Consider the following 16,513-nt stretch of genomic DNA (forward strand, 5'->3'; position numbering starts at 1 on the left):
TTGGATGTTGTGCCTATATTTCGGCATCTGCATATTTCTTTAATTTATATTGCAGCGTTTGTCGAGGGATTTTTAAAGCAGCGGCGGTTTTTTTAATATTTCCATTATGCTGATGTAAAGCTTCTTGGATCAATGTTTGTTCAAATGAAGACACTTGATTTTTTAAGGAGGATTCAGATGTTTCTTTTTCCAGCTTTTGCTCACGTAAATGAGCCGGAAGGTATAGAGGGATGATCTCTTCCGCTTCCTTTGGCATCATCAACACGGCATGCTCTATCGTATGTTTTAATTCTCTGACATTCCCAGGCCAGTGGTGCGCCATAAACAATCGTTCCGTTTCTTCAGAAAGGCGTGTAACGTTTTTTGAAAACTGCTGATGATAGGTTTGAATGAAGTGGCGGGATAGCAGCGTGATATCTTGCTTTCTTTCACGAAGCGGCGGGATATGAAAAGATGATACATGCAATCTATAAAATAAATCTTCTCTTAAAATTTGCTTTTTCACTGCTTCGAATGGGTCCATATTGAGCGCAGTAATGAGCCGAACATCCACTTGAATGGATTTTGCGTCACCGATGCGGCGGACAACGCCATCCTCTAACACACGTAATAATTTCGTCTGCAGCGTGAGCGGCATCGCTTGCAGCTCATCAAGAAAAAGTGTGCCCCCATCAGCTAATTCGAAAAGTCCCTTGCGATCAAGTGCGCCCGTATAGCTCCCTTTGACCGATCCGAACAATAAACTTTCAAGTAATGATTCTGGGAGTGCTGCGCAGTTTTGCGGAATGAACACTTGATTTTTCCGGTCAGATTCATGGACAATGGCTTGAACGAGCACTTCTTTTCCTGTCCCTGTTTCCCCGTAGACAACAACTGATGATGGATAAGCAGCTGCTTTTTTTGCCCTTTCCAGCATTTCTTTTAAAAGCGGATCATTTGTTAAAAATGAAGCAAAATCATGCATTTGTACGGCCTCAGCCGCGTCTTGTGTCCGCTTTTTTTGCCCTAACCGATTGGAAAGAGCCGACAGCTTTGATACATCTTTTGCGACTTCGACCGCGCCTATTAACTCGTTATCTTCGATAATAGGCAATGTCGTGTTCACTGTTTCAATCCTTTCTCCATTTTTATTCAAATAGGTTTGCAGCGAATGATAAATGGGCTTTCCTGTTCGCAACACATGCATGAGCGTACTTGTCTTTTCAGTTAAAGAGGGATACACATCAAGGATGTACTTGCCAATCACCTCTTCTTTTTGTAAAGAGTCAAACTTAGCGGCATTATGATTGTAAAAAATCGTCATCCCTCGATCATCTACAACGTGAATGGCTTCATCAATAGCTTCTAAAATCAATTCAAACCAATCTGCTCTTTCGACAACCTTCCCCATTCTTTCCCCCTCACTTTCAGTGCCAAAAAACCGGCATCAATTGCCAAGTTTTCAGCGGCTTGATCAATTCTTAAAGGTTCCTGTCCTTTTCATGTTTCGCTTTTTCCTTTCTACTTCCTGCAATCATTGCGAAAAAAGCACCCCTCTTATGAGGAGTGCTTTCGTCCGGATGTTTGATAAAGAGACATATCGAATTCTTGCAGCGATTCCCTATACAGCGGCACAATCGGCTTTCCTTCCTGAAAAAACGCAAATTGGGATGGGTACAGCTTAATCGGCTGATGATAAAAAGCGAATCGCTTCACGACCTCAGGATCAATACGGCAAAAGGCATAATGCACAAGTAAATAAACATCTTGTTTCCATTTAAACAGGCGCCTGTTTGGCGGACTGAAAACTGGAGAAGCCTGAATAATGCTGCCATCCTCAAATGCCTGAAGCTGATCATTTGAAATCGTATAGATCTCCTTTGGGTGAAACTGAAAATATTGCACGTCACGTTTTGAAGCAAACCGTCTTTTTTTCTGATCTTCAATATAAAAGAACGTTTTCCCATTATCTGCGGTAACGACTGTATAATTGGGTACTGCCAGCTTCTCTTTCATTTCATATTTCATCTCACATAACAGCGGAACACGGATCGCACGCCTGTTCTTTTCATTGATCCAGCGTTTTTCAATTCCATGAAGTTTCCCGTCTGCGATTTGATAATAATCTCCTTCTTTTTCAATGACCGTTCCGTCAATTAAATCATACGGCATACTCGAAAACAGATGATGAAAGGAATGGGGCGTTTTATACGTTGTATCCAGTACATCTTTTAATGGAAAAAACGCAGCGAAATGATTCAGCCTCATCCAAAATACAGAATCTGCATGATGCCAGTGCTTTGGCTCATCATCCCAATATTGTCCGTATTTTTCATAGATCAGTGGAAGCAAGCAGCTTCTGTGCATGACCGAACAATGGTCCACTTGAAAGGACGCATGCTCTAAGATTTGATCTGCTTCTCGAATAAAACTCATCGTTTCCACTAAATGCTGATCAACATGCACGACCCGCTGCGAGGAATACACAATATCTATGTGAGGCTTCGACCGAAAAACATCCACCATTTTAAGCAAACGATCTTGATGGTACATGGTATCATCGGTTAAATAACAAATGAGCTCACCTGTTATACGGGTTAATGCTTCATTAATAAGCGTCGCATATCGTGCGGTTAACAGCCGTTTTGCTGGATGAACTGTGTGCGAATACAGCTGAATGCGTTCATCACTTAAATAGGGCTGGATCTTTTGAATGGTGCCCTCTTCTGAGCCATCATCCATAATCAAAAGCTCCCAATGCGGATACGTTTGTTCTAGCATACTCTTTAGCACACGATCAATGAAATCTGGTTTATTGTAGCTTGTTAAAATCACCGATACTTTCATGATCATTATCCTTTTTGATTAGATTAAAAAGCCCCCCAGCTGACAATGTTCACATAAGGAACACTCACTCTTAGCTGATTTGTCGCGTTTTTAAAGACCGCTACCGTATCAAACAATTGCACGACAACCACGTTTTGAAGTACATCTCCATTAACTAAATGAACACGCGGCACCGGAATGCCAAGCTCAAGCCATGGACGAAGTAATTCTTTGATGTCTGACACATTCTCATCATCACTTTCTTCTAAAAGGCGAAGAAGAAGTAAAATCAAGATGACTTCAAGCACTCCTTCCGACTCTAGTAATTCTTCGTTCCAACCATCTAATAATTGTTCAAATTCCATTCATAATCCCTCTCTCTTTACATTTAATCTTTACTAGAGTATGAGAACTGCTTCATTTAGCCTCAGCATTTGAAAACATTTTTAAAAATGTGTGAACTGATTAATTGAAAAAAAGAACAAGGAATCAGCGTTATGCTTATGCCAAAAAAAATGAATGGCATATACATAGGGGTGAGTTTGAATTGATGAGGAAAGGATGGGGAAAAAATGAGCGAAAAGCGTGCTGAATTAAAAAAGGAACTATTGAAAGTGTTTTTCAAGCCAATTACTCATGCATTAACAGCTAATCTCGAAGAAGGAGGAGTTCAAATGGAAGAAAAATTGAACGATTTATTAAGTGAAGTGGCAGCTGAGGCATCACCTTCAGATTCTGCTACAACACTCGATGTATCTCAGCCAGCAAGATGGATCTTTGCAAGACTTGCACCAGGAACAGTCATTAGCATTGTCACTGACTCAGGAGATTTAATTGGGCCAGTTCAATTTGTATCATTCGATGCTTCAACAGGCGTTGTATTTGTTACACAAGAAAGCTCTGTCACACCTACAGGCTCAGCAACGACTCTATTAGATGTAGATAAAGTTGAAAGTGTTACATTCACTTCTTAATGTGAGAGGATCATCATGAAGCTTCTTTATATCAGTTCTGGCTACGGCGGAATCTATCACATGTTTGATCAATGGGTAGAAGAAAGCTTCATTGATTCCCCCTTTTCATGTGTAAAGATTGATAGAGAATCTCTACCCACGAACATGCACAAAATCCGGACATTTTCTCCGGATTTTGTTTTGATGATGATCGGTGATCATGTTCCGAAAGATGTGCTTCATCAATTCAAACAAGAAAAAATCCCGATTGTTCTTTGGATGACAGAAGATCCCTTTTATACAGATGTGTCAGCTGCTTGCGCACATGAAGCTCAGCTTATATTAACGATTGATGAAGGGGTTTTGCCATTTTATAAACAATTAGGCGCTGATCATACGCACTACTTTCCCATTCCGGCAAATACACGTGTCTTTCAGAAAAATGAGTCGCCAGAAGAGATGTGCACGTATGACATTGCACTCATTGGCTACCCTTATCCCAACCGCATCAAAGCCATCGATACACTCTTGCAGCAAAACAAATGGCGTATTCTCGTTGCAGGTAAGGAATGGCACCGTCACTTAAACAAATCACGGAGACATTATCGTGATTTCACACTCATAACGAATTGGCTGAGTCCTCAGCAAATGGCGGACATTTATCAGCAGACAGCGATTGTCCTGAATCCGCATAGGCCGGCTCAATTTGCGTATAACAAAAACAAAGCCATGATTCAAAATATGAGCCTCAATAACAGAGCATTTGACATTGCTGCAACTGGGAGTTTTCAATTGACGGATCTACCTCCGCCGCCTGCTTTTTCAAGCTTTGCTTTTTACAAAGATGAGGACGATTTGATAGAACAGGTTGAATACTATGGATCAAATGCAGGTGAAAGAAAGACGGCCGCACTGAACAACTACGAGCAAGCCGTTCGCTGGAATACATTTGATACGATGCCACAAAGGCTTTATGACATTGTAAAAAGCGCCCTATAACTGGGCGCTTTTTCTCGTTGAATGCCAGCTTATGCATGATCTTCCGCATCTCGGTGAGCTAATAAGATTTTCTCTGCCTCTTTCCGGTCTGCCTCCTTTTTCACCACAAGCGACCGCGTGCGATCCATCATATAAGCTCCGACAGATCCTTCTAAAAAGGAATGAATGCATTCTTTTGCATAATGAGCATGAAAAGCATATACCGCACCATTTAGCCGGCCATACGTATATGGCTGCTCATGCTTTGGCATGAAAAAGTAATGATTGTCCTTATATAAAGTAGCTTCATTGTTTTCATGCAGTGTCCAAGTTTCATTTGGGTTTTCTAACGCCTCTGTAAAAGATGCGGTGCAGTCATATCCCCCTTCCACTAAAAGCTGCAAGCACTTCTCGATATCTGCCGGCTGTCTTAGAGGAGACGATGGATGCAGATACAGCACAATATCAAAGGTTTTTCCCTCCCGCTCTAAATAAGCAAGCGCATGCTTCACAGCTAACAGTGACGGCGTTTGATCTGTCACATGTGTGCTTGGCAGTTCAATCACATTTGCTCCGTAGTGAGATGAAATGATTTGCGTATTGACATCCTCTGAGGAGACGATGACTTCATCTAATTCAATCATTTGCAGTAATGGCTGAATGGTCCAATAGATAAGCGGCCTCTCAGCCAATATGCGTATGTGTTCATCATGCCGGCCGTCGTGACTTCTAAATGCAGGTATCATGGCTAAAATACGATTTCCCCTATACATGTCTTCTCTTCTCCCCTCGCGCACAGCTCCCTACAATTTTCTTCTCTGCCCGAGCTGACCGCAGTACTGAAGTATTCAGGTCTCTCGTTTTTCTAGTTGATCTCTTATCTCTCCATATTCTATTAAGACGACAAGCAGATGGTTATAATTTGTTCACCTAATTTATACATGAAGTGGTTCTTTTCCTCAAACGAATGCCGCTCTTTCACATATGATGCAAAGTAGAGAAATGAGAGTTGGGGGATTAGATATGTCCAAACAGATAGAAACGACTTTGAAGACCTTTTTTCGTGACAAAACGATATTGGTTACAGGCGGTACGGGGTCAATCGGCCGGCAAATCGTGAATAAATTAACAAGTTGCTCTCCAAAGAAGATAATCGTCTTCAGTAAAGATGACAGCAAACAATACATGATGAAAAATGAGTACGCAGATCATCAAGAGGTCGTATTCGCTTTAGGAGATGTCCGGGATGCAAGCCGCGTGAGACAGCTCGTCAAGGGTGTGGATATCATTTTCCATGCAGCGGCCTTAAAACAAGTACCCACTTGTGAAGATAATCCGTTCGAAGCTGTTCAAACGAATATCATCGGCGGGCAGCACGTCATTGAAGCCGCTCTCGAACATGAAGTGAGTCATGTCGTCAACATTTCCACTGACAAAGCGGTATATCAAGATACTTAATACATGATAACAAAAAAAGAAGCCTACATATTGGCTTCTTTTATAATTATATTTGCTAATTCTTGATAAAATTGATCTTCTGAAATAAGATCCCCGTATACTTGAGGGAAGATCGCTATTGAGTAGGGCTTTCCTGGAAAAGTTAATGTCTTTACTGTGTTCTTTTTCGCATCCTCAAAGATTTCTTTCCAGTTTCCTCTGTTTGTCTTAGACATTGTTCATACCCCCAAAGCATTTGTTGCTTCCAAGGTATGTTGATTCAGTTTATGTGTTACTTTCCTCTTTGAAACTATATTTTCGCACATCTTATTTATGTAATATGTATAATTGACTTTCTTCTTCATCCACCTTACCTCTATTCCGATTTCTTCACAGATCCCAATAGGTATGCTGGACTTATTAACCTTGCTTATGTATGTATGTTCTAATTGATTCTCAGCGATATTTTTATATTTAAGAAAGTCTTCTATATGAACAAAGAAAACTCTGTTCTCAGGTTCTCTAAAGTTAAAAAGAAAACCAGGTATCACTCCCTCATATTTCGAAGCAGCTTCCAAATGTTTGATCTGTTGTGATTTAATCATGCTTTCTGAGAACGATATAGACTTGCTTTTTGTTGATTTTAATTCTAAAGGGAATAAAACTCCTTTAGCGTAAAGGAAACAATCGTAATTGTTTTTTGATACACCGAAATTACGTTTTATGGCCATTGGATTTACATCTTTAATTCGGTAAAAGAATAAACTTTGATCCTTTGCTGATTGTTGTATATTTGCTTCAAAAACCTTTCCTAAGTTCGTACTCAATAAACCAATCCTTTCTTTAAATGTAGAAGTGAGGTATTCTATGATTATCAATATCTAGGAGAGTGTTCCAATTGACTCAACTCATCAACCAACACAACGAACTAACTGAATATCTAAAATCTAATGGATTTACAGTTAAATTTCATGTAGACATGTCGAATAATCATTTATTTGAAAAGCATTATGTTATTTATAATAAAGTCGAATCTAAAAACGTTGAACTTGTATTTAAAGCAAACGCTAAAACTAATGAAGTTGAATACTCATTCGTTGATAACAACCAATACCCAGATTTAGTTGAAGAAGTGAATGCTTTAATAAAAAACTTCAAAGCTTCTTGATGATTACCCTTGTCATTAGACAGGGGTTTTAAATTTTAATTCGATTGCTTTTCCATTGATTAGCTTCACATACTTCTTATCAAACTTGTAATCATCTAAAACTGTGTTTTCCAACTCAATCAAGTCTAAGTGGTACAAGTCTTTACCATTGACTCCTTCAATTAGAATATAGTCACTTGAATCAAATTCAGTTTTATACCAAATGACAGTTAAATTCGTTTCAATGTTAAGCTTGTTTGTTAAGTACATGTAAGCATCCTGTGATGTCTCGTCTGTAACATCTCTAATTTCTTCATCATCAATGTTATTGATTACAATCAAGTTATTTGATTTCTCATTGTAAAAATAAGCAAAATCATCTCCTTGATTTTTTAATTGATAAGCGCCTTTTAAGTTATGTAAGTTAAGCATATGTATTTACGTATCTCCCTTTTTCATTGTTGGACAAGTCTCTTGCTTCTTGCATTAATTCTTCATTATTATTGCTAAGACTGATACCTAATCGATTTACCTTTGAAAAGTTATTGTTATGTATCGCTTCTTCAATTGATTTCATTTGTTTTTTCATTTTGTTGTGCAGCTCAATCAAACTATTTTCTTCTATTATTTAACTCCCCTTTCATAAGCGCATTGTCTACATGCTGGCTTATAATCGTTACCAACTTTAACTTGTGTATCTGAGTCTTTAGAAACTTCAAGTGATACCCATGCATTCTCGCCACAGAACACGCAGACTGCATGATGTTTAGTCACATGATCTGCTTTGGCCATTAAGTACGGTACAATTCCAAATGGCTTACCATACCTGTCCATGTCTAATCCTGCAACAAACACTTTCTTCCCTTGTTCAATTAGTTTCTCAATGTGAGTGATCATTTGATTTGGGAAAAATTGAACTTCATCAATGCATACAACGTCAGCTTCAAACAAATCTAGGGGTATACCAACCTTGTTTTCATTTGTTATTTGTATGTTTATTGCCTCAACTTTCTTGCCATCGTGTGTCACAATAAAGTCTTCTGAGTATCTGTTATCTATTGACGGTTTCAGAAACACCACTTTCTTTCCAGCTAACATATATCGTTTTCCATGACGTTGGAGTGCTGTTGATTTCTCGGCAAACATACCTCCTACATCAATTGTTAATGATCCTACTGTTATGATTCATCACCTCCCCCAAGAATGAGTTGTCTATATCTCTTATAATCTTCTTCACTATTAAATGAAAACACTGGAGTTTTGCCCTTTTGAAAAGAAATTCTACCGCCAACTTGAGATAGGTACGCTTGTTTTAATGCATCCTGTTCAAACGGAATTCTGATTGTCATATGTAATTTCTCCTTTCATTGTATAAAGCGCTGATTTATGTAGTAAATACGATTTTATTTCTGGTTAAAAGACCGATTTTATTTAGAATTCTCTGTTCTTGAAAATGTCACGATAAGTAAGTCTAGAAATGCCACGATCCTTTTTCGTTTGTTCATTGGCTTCTTTCCAATCATTTTCAGTTAAATTGGAAAACTTATTTTTAGATAGCTTAGGTTTCTTGACCGCTTTAAGTTTAATAAAACTAACCCCCTAAAAATTCTGTGATTTTATTTATGTCATCGGTATTCAAACAAATCGACACTTTCTTACTGTACTTCTTGTCTTCAATAGTCATTAAAACATGGTCTCTTCCTTTCTCGAAAATAACTTTATCTTCCTTAGGAAAAGTACGACATTTAAAAACTTTTTTCATTGAAACAATCCTCCCCAAATTACTCCAGCAGCCGTTGCTACAATAATCATTGAAATAAACTTAGCTACTCCCATCCAAACAGTAAGCTTCATATCGCCTTCTGAATCCCATTCACCTAGAACAACAAGTCCAAATGCAATTAACAAAACCCATGCTGTAACGATCAACTGCGAATCGCCGCCTTATCAGATTTCTCTAATTTCATTTCAAGTAATTCTCTTTCAGTAATAGGGATCAAAGCTTTGTTTTCCTGCTCTTTTTTCGATTCTAAATAGAATGTCCCGTTGTAAGTAATAAACTCAATAGCACCAGTAAGGTCGTATACAAACACTAAGAAATTTAAACTTTGCATTCTAATAACATGAGTCAGGTTATTTCCTTTAATAAATTCATCCCATTTTTTAAAGTAGATTGAACTTTTCTTAAACTGTTTGTAAATACGTCCATCTAATTCTTGTTCTTTTTTGATGAAATGCTTATCATCAATCTCATCAGCATATTCTTCATTTATTAAAAGACCTCCGTGAAAATCATATGCTGCTTTACTCGCTAAGTCTTCGATCCCAACAATATTTGAAATCTCCTCATTCCTATCTTGCATAAATTGTCCTTTGATGAAAAATCCATATTCTAGATCTCTGTGTAAGTTAGAGGGTTGCTCCACTTTGTAATAATATTTAGTCATTTTCAATCTCCTTCATGTATGTTATTTTTTATTTAATGAAGAACTTTTACTAGCATCCCACATTCACATCTGTTAATATGCTCTTTGATTTCCATGTCATTTTGACAGTTTGAACATGGAATAATCCTTTTACCTACATCCAACTTCGCACCACTGAAAACCCAGTTCACAAAGCAATCCAAGGAAGTTTCACGTTCTTTTTTATTAATTAAACTGTACCTAACTTTGTCATTAGAAACATCTATTAGCGTCCTTTTGAATCGCCCCTTAATCCATGTTTGACCTGGTTTGAATCTGCCGGTGAATTTTGTTCCGTCTGTGCAAATAACAACCATTTTATTTAATCTCCTTGACACAGACTTTATATTTTTCTCCATTTGCTGCTTCGATTGTTTCTTCATAACCGTTCCATCTTTGAACAACAGTGTGTAGAAAATCATTTGTGACAGCAACTTTCTTCTCTGGATTACTGCCAATAACATAAAATTTATCTGTTAATGGTGAAATTTCTAGTTTCAAATTCTCCAATTAGAACCCCCCTTTTTCATATATGTTATTTTTTATTTATAACCGTTGATAACAACTGCCTACGACCACTCCATATCTTTTTTGATTTCTCTTATTCGCTGCTTATTAACTTGATCTGTAATGACAACTCCAGCTTCACTTAAAAAGTTGCCTTCATCATCTTGGATACAAGTACTTCCTCCAAACTCAATGCCATTTGATTCAATTAATTTAACGAACTCTTCATATGTAAACTGCGTGCCGTCTTCTTTAAATAATGTCCCTTCAACGTGTAATCCCTTCATTTAATCACCTCAAAACAAATAGATTCTATCGTCATTTTTAATACAGTTCAAATAATCAATTAACTCATCAAAAGGTATAAGCATATCCTCTTTTACTTCATCTACAGAGGCTTTTTCAAAATAAGATATTGTGCCCATGTCCTGCAACTCTCTTACTTTGAGAATCTTATCATTGATTAAATAATAAGCCACTGTTCCAAAAAACTCGTCATTACTAAAATGTTTAATTAGTCTGTTTGATTTTGAAGCATAGTGATGCATAGCTCCATGTAAGGAATGAAAACTTTCAAAGTCTACGTCACTTTCTGTGCAAGCTCCTTCATCAAGCACAATTTTTAGAATGTCATTTGCGAAAGATTCTCCTTGCCTTAACAGAAAGCTGATATTTTTTTGACTCCTAGTTCTCAAATCAATTATCCATTCTTCAGCCCGTCTTAATTGTTCAATTTTCCTAAGCTTCTTCCTTAATCTCTTTTTCATTTTGATTCTCCTTTGTTTTAAATTGAAGTAAAAATCCTTTCACTTTCTTAGATGGAAAGTCGCTAAGTGCATAATCTCCAATCATCTTTAAGAAAATCTCTTCGTGGTAGGTGTCGATCCATTTTTTAAGGTCGTGTTCAGGGCTGCACGGACAGTTCTCTTTACTACAATAACGAAAATCATTAATGTATCTTGTTGTATGTACAATTAACTCAAGGAAAACAATTCTTAATTTATCTTTGTCATCCCCTTGATAACCACTCATAAAGTCATTTTGATAGATTTGGATTAATGCTTCTAAGATTTTTCTGTCCATTAATATAGCATCCTCATTGTTTCTGGCATGTCCTTAATTGCTGAAATCAAAGTTCCTCTCATTTCCTTATGTTCTTCTTCCCATTCATGTTCATTTTCGATCAGAAATTTATCAAATTCAATCAAGCTAACAAATCTACCTTCTTCTAAAACTCTTTCAATATTCAGTTGCTGGAGTGATGGAAAACCAATTTCGTTAAACCACTCAACAAAATAACTGTCATTGTTGCTTTTATCTAGCAACTCTTGTAATGTCTCAGTTTGATTTATTCCAAAGTATTTATGAAGTTCTTCTTTAATTAAATTAAGCCATTCCTCAAATGAGCCCTGTATGTTTTTTGACGCACTTCTCTTGAAGTCCACACCATACCATAAATAAATATTCTTCATACATTTCACCCTTCTCTATGATTCTTATTTGTTATTTAATAAGCAATATCGTGGCTATAATAAGAAACGCTGGCAACAATATTAAATTTGAATAGAATGCCCCTGAATAGAATCCTTTAACATATTCGGCTGGCAGTTCTTCTTCTTTTTTAATTTTTGACTTCATTGTTTTAATCATTGATTTAACTCCTCCAATCATCATTGACTTCAATTACAGTGAGACCATTTGCATCTGTTTTTGTATTTTGTTTAGCAATCTGATACATTTTATTGAGCTTATTCAGTCTGTTAATATCTTCATTTAGCCTATTGAAAAAGGTGATTATAGTATCTCTGCTGCTTACAGGATAAATACAGTCGATTTCTGGTTCGTAAACATATAAAGCATATTCCATTCTTAAAATAAACTCCCTGTCACATACCCTGAGAATTTTTATTCCTTCTCTAAGTAAGGACAGTTCATCTTTTAGAAATCGAATAATTGGTTTTTCGTACTCTGGAATCACACTTCCCAATTCTTCTATAGCCGAATCAATTGAAGATCGTTTAACATTGTATAGGTTCTCAAATGTTTGCTTAATCGTACTAAATAGTTTTATTAACAAGTCTCTAGAAGATTCATCATTGATTCTTAAATCAATTCCCCACCATTCCAATTCATTCATCAGCACACCTCTTGAAAATATATGTAATTTATATTTAATTAATTTCTTTATTGTGCAGTCATCTTAATTCTGTAGCAGTCATTACCCAACGGTGTAACTTCAACTGTCCGCCCTTTGTCTAGACTTTCCCTAGTAAATGTAATCACTTGATCGAAACCACTCACCTCTGTATATGTATACATAACTTAAAACTCCTTGCTTTTAAATTTTTTCCCAGCTTGCTTTTCCCAAAGTTTAACCGCTTCATTCATCGTATACTTATCAAATTCTTCACAAAATAATTCTTCATTACATTCGCTGCAATAAGCTACCATGCTGTTTTTTACGACTACCGTTTGTCCTTTAAATGTAAGTTGCTCATCTTTCAATCTAGCAAACATCAAAACGTCTTTATCGCAGTTATTGCAATACTTAGTCACATCTTTCTTTATCTTATTGAAGTATTCATGAAGTCTTTCCATTAATCAAACTCCTTTCAATAAAATCAACGTTTTAATGCGTTTTAAATTCTTCAGCCACTCTTAGCACATCTTTTGTAACAATTTCGTGGAAAATAATTTGACCGTTCCTAACTATGTTCATAACCACATTTTTCGAGAATTCATCATAGCTAAATTCAACTTTGTAATTCATTTGTCAACCCCTATCCATTTAAACTGAGGGGCAAAAGCCCCCTATAGTCGTTTAAACCCTTTACTAGCAATGTCGTCTATTACCCTTTGATGATATTCTGGATCATCTTCTAGAGAGTCATAAACAATCTTAGTGTTAATTGATGCAGCCCAAGTTAGATCCAGTGTATCTTGACTACTTACAAAAAACAGTTTTTGAATCCCATGAAAATCAAACAAGTTTTCAATTATTTCTTTCCTAATTTTGTTGTCACTAACTGGTTTCAAGGGATATATAATAGCTATATTTATGTTTCCGTGCTTATCCCATGTTTTCTTATTGACTGTATCAACAAAAAATGTGCAATTTTCCCCATTGTAGGGACGACCTGTTTTCATTGGATTGTCGTTGTTTAAAAAGTGTGCAGCCATTCTCATATTACTGGTTCTAAAAAGAATCTTTGCATTTTGAAGGTTCTCATCCAAGACTCTTACAACTAGTTTGTGTTTTTCAAACATATGAGTTCCTGTGACAATCGCAACCCTTTCATCAGACTTCAAAAAATCAATAATCTTCTCTTCAGCTTGTTCTCTTCCATTCATAGTATCAGCCTCCATAATTTGCTACATAAACAGTATAGAGTTGATTCATATAAAATTAACAGCTAAATGTTGTTTTGCTCAAATTTAATTCTGATAAACTCTTCATGTAGCCTATTAAACTCTTCTTTGTTTATGTAAGCTTTACCATCACTTTTGAAATCGAATAGCTTTAGAAACTCTTTGTTGATCCTTGCTGCTTTCAAGGCCATAGATGAGCTGATCCATTCTGATTCTTCTGTCCGCTGCAACACTTCACTTAGTTCAAACAGTCGCTCTAGTGCTAATGGATTTTGATTTGTTTTAATATGTAGTAGGTCTCTTTTTTTCTCTAGGATGTCCGATTTAAGCTTGTATTTGCTTTTTTCTAACTCATTTAACCTTTGATGTGATTTAGTATTAATATCCCACACCTCCCGTGTCCATTCATAAATTAGATAAAGATATGTACTTGTTACCCGTAATATCGATTATCTTGTTTGCTAATTGTTTAACCTCTTTGTAGCATTCTGGACAGAGTTTAATCATCTTCCCATCAAAAGAAAGAGCAACGCCCCAGCCTTCCCGCATTACGTCTCCAGCACTTCTAATCTCTTGTTTTGTAGTATGAGCTACACCACAGTTGCATTTTAAATTATCTCTAATCATATAATAGTCACCGCTTCTCATTTGAATAAAATTCAGATTTTATGTAGTGATGCCGTAAATTATTAATAGCGCTAAAGCAACTGTTGCTCCAATTCGATTACCTTTTTACGAACCTCAGAAAAGTTTGTCGATGTAAGCCAGTGTTCACTTGGAAACACAATTTTTCTTTCAAGTCCTTCTATGATAAGCAACGCTTGAAACTCTCTATTTGAGAGTACTATTGATTGCCAATCACGTTTAATGGTTTCTTTATTGGAAAGTTCATTGACGTTACGAATGGTGGTATTTATTTCACCAACCACGAAGTTTTTGCGTATTTCTTTTTCCCATTCACTCATCCCCTTACCTCCTTTAAATAAAAAAGATAAACCAATTTGGCTTACCCTTATATTATATGTTATTTGTATTTTAGTCAACATGTTTCATGTGTTATTTATTATTTAATAATGAGAAAAAGAACGCATCTTAGCGTTCCCCTACTTAGTAATACCTTCAATTATTACCTTTTTCCCTTTTTTATCTGGTCTATCTAAGTTGAAGTTGAGTTCAGGTTCGTCTGTACGTGTTATTAAAACTGTTTTCGTGCCGACAGCTACTCCCATAAATGTTGTATCGAAGATTGTTCGTTTGACAAAAGAATCAAACATATTTATTGAATATTCATCATTATATGGACGGGTAGTTACACTGTAATCACCTTTAATTTCGTGTTTAATTATATCCGAATTAGATAATTCTGCTTCAGAGTATATCTTTTTCTTACCCGTCTTAACATCATTAATGTACTTTTCTCTATCCAGATCACCATAACTGAATGCACTTAAATGCTCAGTTCTAGTCATTGTTTTTTGATTAACTGTTAATTTCAAACGTTCAGTTGTTTGACCCAATTGATCTAGTATGATACCTAATTTATATTTACCAACATATTTAAATCCTTCTGCTTTTTCAAATAAATTAATGATTTCTTCATCAGTAAGATTTATTAAATGCTCTATTGTAATATTATTCTGTCGCTGGTCTGGCCTGTATCGCACAAGTTCGTCACCTTTGATCACAATAATAGTATCCACTATACTGGATCTTCCAGGATTAGACTTAGTTCTTAGCCATACTTTGTGTTTGTTTATTACATCACTCATTAACACAGTCTTAACTTTTACTTCTTTTGGTTTAGACTTACTTTCCTCAGGCTTCTCTTTTGTGCTGCTTACAGTACCGCAACCAGTTAAAACAATAACTATCAAAATGATCATTGACATAATAGCCTTTTTGCTCTTAATATTCATTTCTAACCTCCATATAATTTAACCCTCTAAAGTGAAATGTTACCAAGAGCATTATAGACTTTATTACTATAGTTCTCAATGTTTATTTTCACATCGTCTCTAAAAGCTAAATAGCTACATCCCCTTTGATTGAAGGGTGATGAACATAATCAATAACTTCAAAGTCTTCTAGGCTATACTCAAAGATTGAATTTGGTTTCCGTTTGATGTTAAGCCTTGGGGCTTGGTGAGGTTCTCTAGTTAGCTGTTCATTCACTTGATCTAAATGATTATGATAGATGTGAGCTACACCAATTGTGTGTTTCATGATACCAGGTTTTAGATTACATTGCTGAGCAATCATCGTCAGGAGTGTTGCATATGAAGCGATATTAACTGGAACACCTAGAAACATGTCTCCTGAACGTTGATAGTGATACATATGAAGGTAATCCCCTTCTACATAGAATTGAACAACGGTACTGTGACAACATGGTAATGCAGTATCTTCCCATTGCATCTCTGGAGCGTTCCATCCAGTGAGTAGGATACGTCTGCTTGTTGGAACATTTTTAATTTGGTCAATCACATGCTTAATTTGATTAAAAATATTGCCTCGCCCATCTTCCCACCTAGTCCATTGTTTGCCATAGATATTAGGCAGTTGACCAGCTTCATTCGCCCACTCTTTCCAAAATTTAATTCCATACTTCTCTTCTAACTCTCTATTAGAAGTCGAACCACTTAAAAACCATAGTAGCTCTCCAAAGACACCTCTAGTAAACATCTTCTTAGTTGTAACCAACGGAAACCCTTCAGCCAAATTAAACTCCATTGTCTCACCAAAAAGGCTTCTCATACCTGTGTTCGTTCTGTCTTCAGTGTCATGACCATATATATAAATTTTTTCTAATAAATTCAAGTAATTCTTTTCCAATCTATCTCTCCTTAGGCTAT

Annotated in this window: 31 protein-coding genes and 1 pseudogene; 4 read left to right on the forward strand and 28 right to left on the reverse strand. The window is 36.3% G+C overall.

Annotated features, from left to right (window positions below):
• Nucleotides 1-13: 13 nt before the first annotated feature.
• From NSS80_RS09965 to cgeC, 3 genes are all read right to left on the reverse strand, one after another.
• Complete coding sequence (locus NSS80_RS09965) at nucleotides 14-1,390, reverse strand: sigma-54-dependent Fis family transcriptional regulator (RefSeq protein ID WP_041117726.1); 1,377 nt, start codon at nucleotides 1,388-1,390, stop codon at nucleotides 14-16.
• Nucleotides 1,391-1,536: 146 nt separating this feature from the next.
• Complete coding sequence (locus tag NSS80_RS09970) at nucleotides 1,537-2,832, reverse strand: glycosyltransferase family A protein (RefSeq protein ID WP_041117728.1); 1,296 nt, start codon at nucleotides 2,830-2,832, stop codon at nucleotides 1,537-1,539.
• Nucleotides 2,833-2,849: 17 nt separating this feature from the next.
• Nucleotides 2,850-3,170: a spore maturation protein CgeC gene (gene cgeC / locus NSS80_RS09975; RefSeq protein ID WP_041117730.1), complete on the reverse strand. Its 321-nt coding sequence runs from the start codon at nucleotides 3,168-3,170 to the stop codon at nucleotides 2,850-2,852.
• A 207-nt stretch (nucleotides 3,171-3,377) separates the two neighbouring features.
• Between cgeC and NSS80_RS09980 the strand changes: the two genes are divergently transcribed.
• Nucleotides 3,378-3,779, forward strand: coding sequence for a hypothetical protein (locus NSS80_RS09980; RefSeq protein WP_024422714.1), 402 nt, complete (start codon nucleotides 3,378-3,380; stop codon nucleotides 3,777-3,779).
• Between the two features lie 15 nt (nucleotides 3,780-3,794).
• A complete protein-coding gene (locus NSS80_RS09985) occupies nucleotides 3,795-4,757 on the forward strand; it encodes a DUF3880 domain-containing protein (protein WP_041117732.1) in 963 nt (320 codons plus the stop codon).
• A gap of 29 nt (nucleotides 4,758-4,786) precedes the next feature.
• Here NSS80_RS09985 and NSS80_RS09990 read toward each other — a convergent pair whose 3' ends face one another.
• Entirely contained in the window at nucleotides 4,787-5,509 is a 723-nt protein-coding gene (locus NSS80_RS09990) for an acylneuraminate cytidylyltransferase (protein ID WP_317221989.1), read from the reverse strand.
• Nucleotides 5,510-5,759: 250 nt separating this feature from the next.
• Between NSS80_RS09990 and NSS80_RS09995 the strand changes: the two are divergent.
• Nucleotides 5,760-6,179: pseudogene (locus tag NSS80_RS09995) on the forward strand (SDR family NAD(P)-dependent oxidoreductase); the annotation flags it as partial.
• Between the two features lie 38 nt (nucleotides 6,180-6,217).
• On the opposite strand, the gene NSS80_RS10000 reads toward NSS80_RS09995, so the two are convergent.
• Together NSS80_RS10000 and NSS80_RS10005 are read right to left on the reverse strand one after the other, a co-directional pair.
• Nucleotides 6,218-6,409, reverse strand: coding sequence for a hypothetical protein (locus NSS80_RS10000; RefSeq protein WP_024428310.1), 192 nt, complete (start codon nucleotides 6,407-6,409; stop codon nucleotides 6,218-6,220).
• Nucleotides 6,410-6,412: 3 nt separating this feature from the next.
• On the reverse strand, nucleotides 6,413-7,009 hold the full coding sequence (locus NSS80_RS10005; RefSeq protein ID WP_268417536.1) for a Holliday junction resolvase RecU: 597 nt from the start codon (nucleotides 7,007-7,009) through the stop codon (nucleotides 6,413-6,415).
• 62 nt (nucleotides 7,010-7,071) lie between these two features.
• Here NSS80_RS10005 and NSS80_RS10010 point away from each other — a divergent pair, with 62 nt between their 5' ends.
• On the forward strand, nucleotides 7,072-7,341 hold the full coding sequence (locus tag NSS80_RS10010) for a hypothetical protein (protein ID WP_342498178.1): 270 nt from the start codon (nucleotides 7,072-7,074) through the stop codon (nucleotides 7,339-7,341).
• 15 nt (nucleotides 7,342-7,356) lie between these two features.
• Here NSS80_RS10010 and NSS80_RS10015 read toward each other — a convergent pair whose 3' ends face one another.
• The 22 genes from NSS80_RS10015 to NSS80_RS10120 form a co-directional block, all read right to left on the reverse strand.
• Nucleotides 7,357-7,662: a hypothetical protein gene (locus NSS80_RS10015; RefSeq protein ID WP_342498179.1), complete on the reverse strand. Its 306-nt coding sequence runs from the start codon at nucleotides 7,660-7,662 to the stop codon at nucleotides 7,357-7,359.
• Between the two features lie 82 nt (nucleotides 7,663-7,744).
• On the reverse strand, nucleotides 7,745-7,930 hold the full coding sequence (locus tag NSS80_RS10020) for a hypothetical protein (RefSeq protein WP_342498180.1): 186 nt from the start codon (nucleotides 7,928-7,930) through the stop codon (nucleotides 7,745-7,747).
• A gap of 14 nt (nucleotides 7,931-7,944) precedes the next feature.
• On the reverse strand, nucleotides 7,945-8,505 hold the full coding sequence (locus NSS80_RS10025) for a thymidine kinase (protein WP_342498487.1): 561 nt from the start codon (nucleotides 8,503-8,505) through the stop codon (nucleotides 7,945-7,947).
• A complete protein-coding gene (locus NSS80_RS10030; RefSeq protein ID WP_169510695.1) occupies nucleotides 8,499-8,669 on the reverse strand; it encodes a hypothetical protein in 171 nt (56 codons plus the stop codon). The genes NSS80_RS10025 and NSS80_RS10030 overlap by 7 nt, the downstream gene beginning before the upstream one ends.
• A 242-nt stretch (nucleotides 8,670-8,911) precedes the next feature.
• Nucleotides 8,912-9,082, reverse strand: coding sequence for a hypothetical protein (locus NSS80_RS10035; RefSeq protein ID WP_017697123.1), 171 nt, complete (start codon nucleotides 9,080-9,082; stop codon nucleotides 8,912-8,914).
• Nucleotides 9,079-9,249, reverse strand: a complete 171-nt coding sequence (locus NSS80_RS10040) for a hypothetical protein (protein WP_342498181.1) — start codon at nucleotides 9,247-9,249, stop codon at nucleotides 9,079-9,081. Before NSS80_RS10040 ends, NSS80_RS10035 begins: the two co-directional genes overlap by 4 nt.
• Nucleotides 9,246-9,767, reverse strand: coding sequence for a hypothetical protein (locus NSS80_RS10045; protein WP_342498182.1), 522 nt, complete (start codon nucleotides 9,765-9,767; stop codon nucleotides 9,246-9,248). The genes NSS80_RS10040 and NSS80_RS10045 overlap by 4 nt, the downstream gene beginning before the upstream one ends.
• A 336-nt stretch (nucleotides 9,768-10,103) precedes the next feature.
• On the reverse strand, nucleotides 10,104-10,295 hold the full coding sequence (locus tag NSS80_RS10050) for a hypothetical protein (protein WP_342498183.1): 192 nt from the start codon (nucleotides 10,293-10,295) through the stop codon (nucleotides 10,104-10,106).
• Between the two features lie 59 nt (nucleotides 10,296-10,354).
• Nucleotides 10,355-10,579, reverse strand: a complete 225-nt coding sequence (locus tag NSS80_RS10055) for a hypothetical protein (protein ID WP_342498184.1) — start codon at nucleotides 10,577-10,579, stop codon at nucleotides 10,355-10,357.
• A gap of 9 nt (nucleotides 10,580-10,588) precedes the next feature.
• The gene (locus NSS80_RS10060; RefSeq protein WP_342498185.1) at nucleotides 10,589-11,059 is read right to left on the reverse strand and encodes a hypothetical protein; all 471 of its coding nucleotides are present in this window, start codon (nucleotides 11,057-11,059) and stop codon (nucleotides 10,589-10,591) included.
• Nucleotides 11,031-11,375, reverse strand: a complete 345-nt coding sequence (locus NSS80_RS10065; RefSeq protein ID WP_342498186.1) for a hypothetical protein — start codon at nucleotides 11,373-11,375, stop codon at nucleotides 11,031-11,033. The genes NSS80_RS10060 and NSS80_RS10065 overlap by 29 nt, the downstream gene beginning before the upstream one ends.
• Nucleotides 11,375-11,764 carry a hypothetical protein gene (locus tag NSS80_RS10070; protein WP_342498187.1) on the reverse strand — a complete coding sequence of 130 codons (390 nt, stop codon included), beginning with the start codon at nucleotides 11,762-11,764 and terminating at the stop codon, nucleotides 11,375-11,377. The genes NSS80_RS10065 and NSS80_RS10070 overlap by 1 nt, the downstream gene beginning before the upstream one ends.
• 31 nt (nucleotides 11,765-11,795) lie before the next feature.
• Entirely contained in the window at nucleotides 11,796-11,942 is a 147-nt protein-coding gene (locus tag NSS80_RS10075; protein ID WP_342498188.1) for a hypothetical protein, read from the reverse strand.
• 4 nt (nucleotides 11,943-11,946) lie between these two features.
• A complete protein-coding gene (locus NSS80_RS10080) occupies nucleotides 11,947-12,429 on the reverse strand; it encodes a hypothetical protein (protein ID WP_342498189.1) in 483 nt (160 codons plus the stop codon).
• 185 nt (nucleotides 12,430-12,614) lie between these two features.
• Complete coding sequence (locus NSS80_RS10085; protein ID WP_342498190.1) at nucleotides 12,615-12,890, reverse strand: YgiT-type zinc finger protein; 276 nt, start codon at nucleotides 12,888-12,890, stop codon at nucleotides 12,615-12,617.
• 31 nt (nucleotides 12,891-12,921) lie between these two features.
• Nucleotides 12,922-13,062: a hypothetical protein gene (locus NSS80_RS10090; protein ID WP_339239626.1), complete on the reverse strand. Its 141-nt coding sequence runs from the start codon at nucleotides 13,060-13,062 to the stop codon at nucleotides 12,922-12,924.
• A 41-nt stretch (nucleotides 13,063-13,103) separates the two neighbouring features.
• Entirely contained in the window at nucleotides 13,104-13,643 is a 540-nt protein-coding gene (locus tag NSS80_RS10095; RefSeq protein ID WP_144626250.1) for a hypothetical protein, read from the reverse strand.
• A 62-nt stretch (nucleotides 13,644-13,705) separates the two neighbouring features.
• On the reverse strand, nucleotides 13,706-14,053 hold the full coding sequence (locus NSS80_RS10100) for a hypothetical protein (protein WP_342498191.1): 348 nt from the start codon (nucleotides 14,051-14,053) through the stop codon (nucleotides 13,706-13,708).
• 13 nt (nucleotides 14,054-14,066) lie between these two features.
• Nucleotides 14,067-14,288: a hypothetical protein gene (locus tag NSS80_RS10105; RefSeq protein WP_024428296.1), complete on the reverse strand. Its 222-nt coding sequence runs from the start codon at nucleotides 14,286-14,288 to the stop codon at nucleotides 14,067-14,069.
• A 71-nt stretch (nucleotides 14,289-14,359) separates the two neighbouring features.
• Nucleotides 14,360-14,626, reverse strand: a complete 267-nt coding sequence (locus NSS80_RS10110; protein WP_342498192.1) for a hypothetical protein — start codon at nucleotides 14,624-14,626, stop codon at nucleotides 14,360-14,362.
• Nucleotides 14,627-14,764: 138 nt separating this feature from the next.
• Nucleotides 14,765-15,577, reverse strand: coding sequence for a hypothetical protein (locus tag NSS80_RS10115; protein ID WP_342498193.1), 813 nt, complete (start codon nucleotides 15,575-15,577; stop codon nucleotides 14,765-14,767).
• Between the two features lie 106 nt (nucleotides 15,578-15,683).
• Nucleotides 15,684-16,493 (reverse strand): thymidylate synthase, encoded by an 810-nt coding sequence (locus NSS80_RS10120; protein WP_342498194.1) that lies wholly within the window; start codon nucleotides 16,491-16,493, stop codon nucleotides 15,684-15,686.
• Nucleotides 16,494-16,513: the final 20 nt, after the last annotated feature.

It is taken from the genome of Bacillus sp. FSL M8-0350, from assembly GCF_038593345.1.
Classification (GTDB): Bacteria; Bacillota; Bacilli; order Bacillales; family Bacillaceae; genus Bacillus; species Bacillus safensis.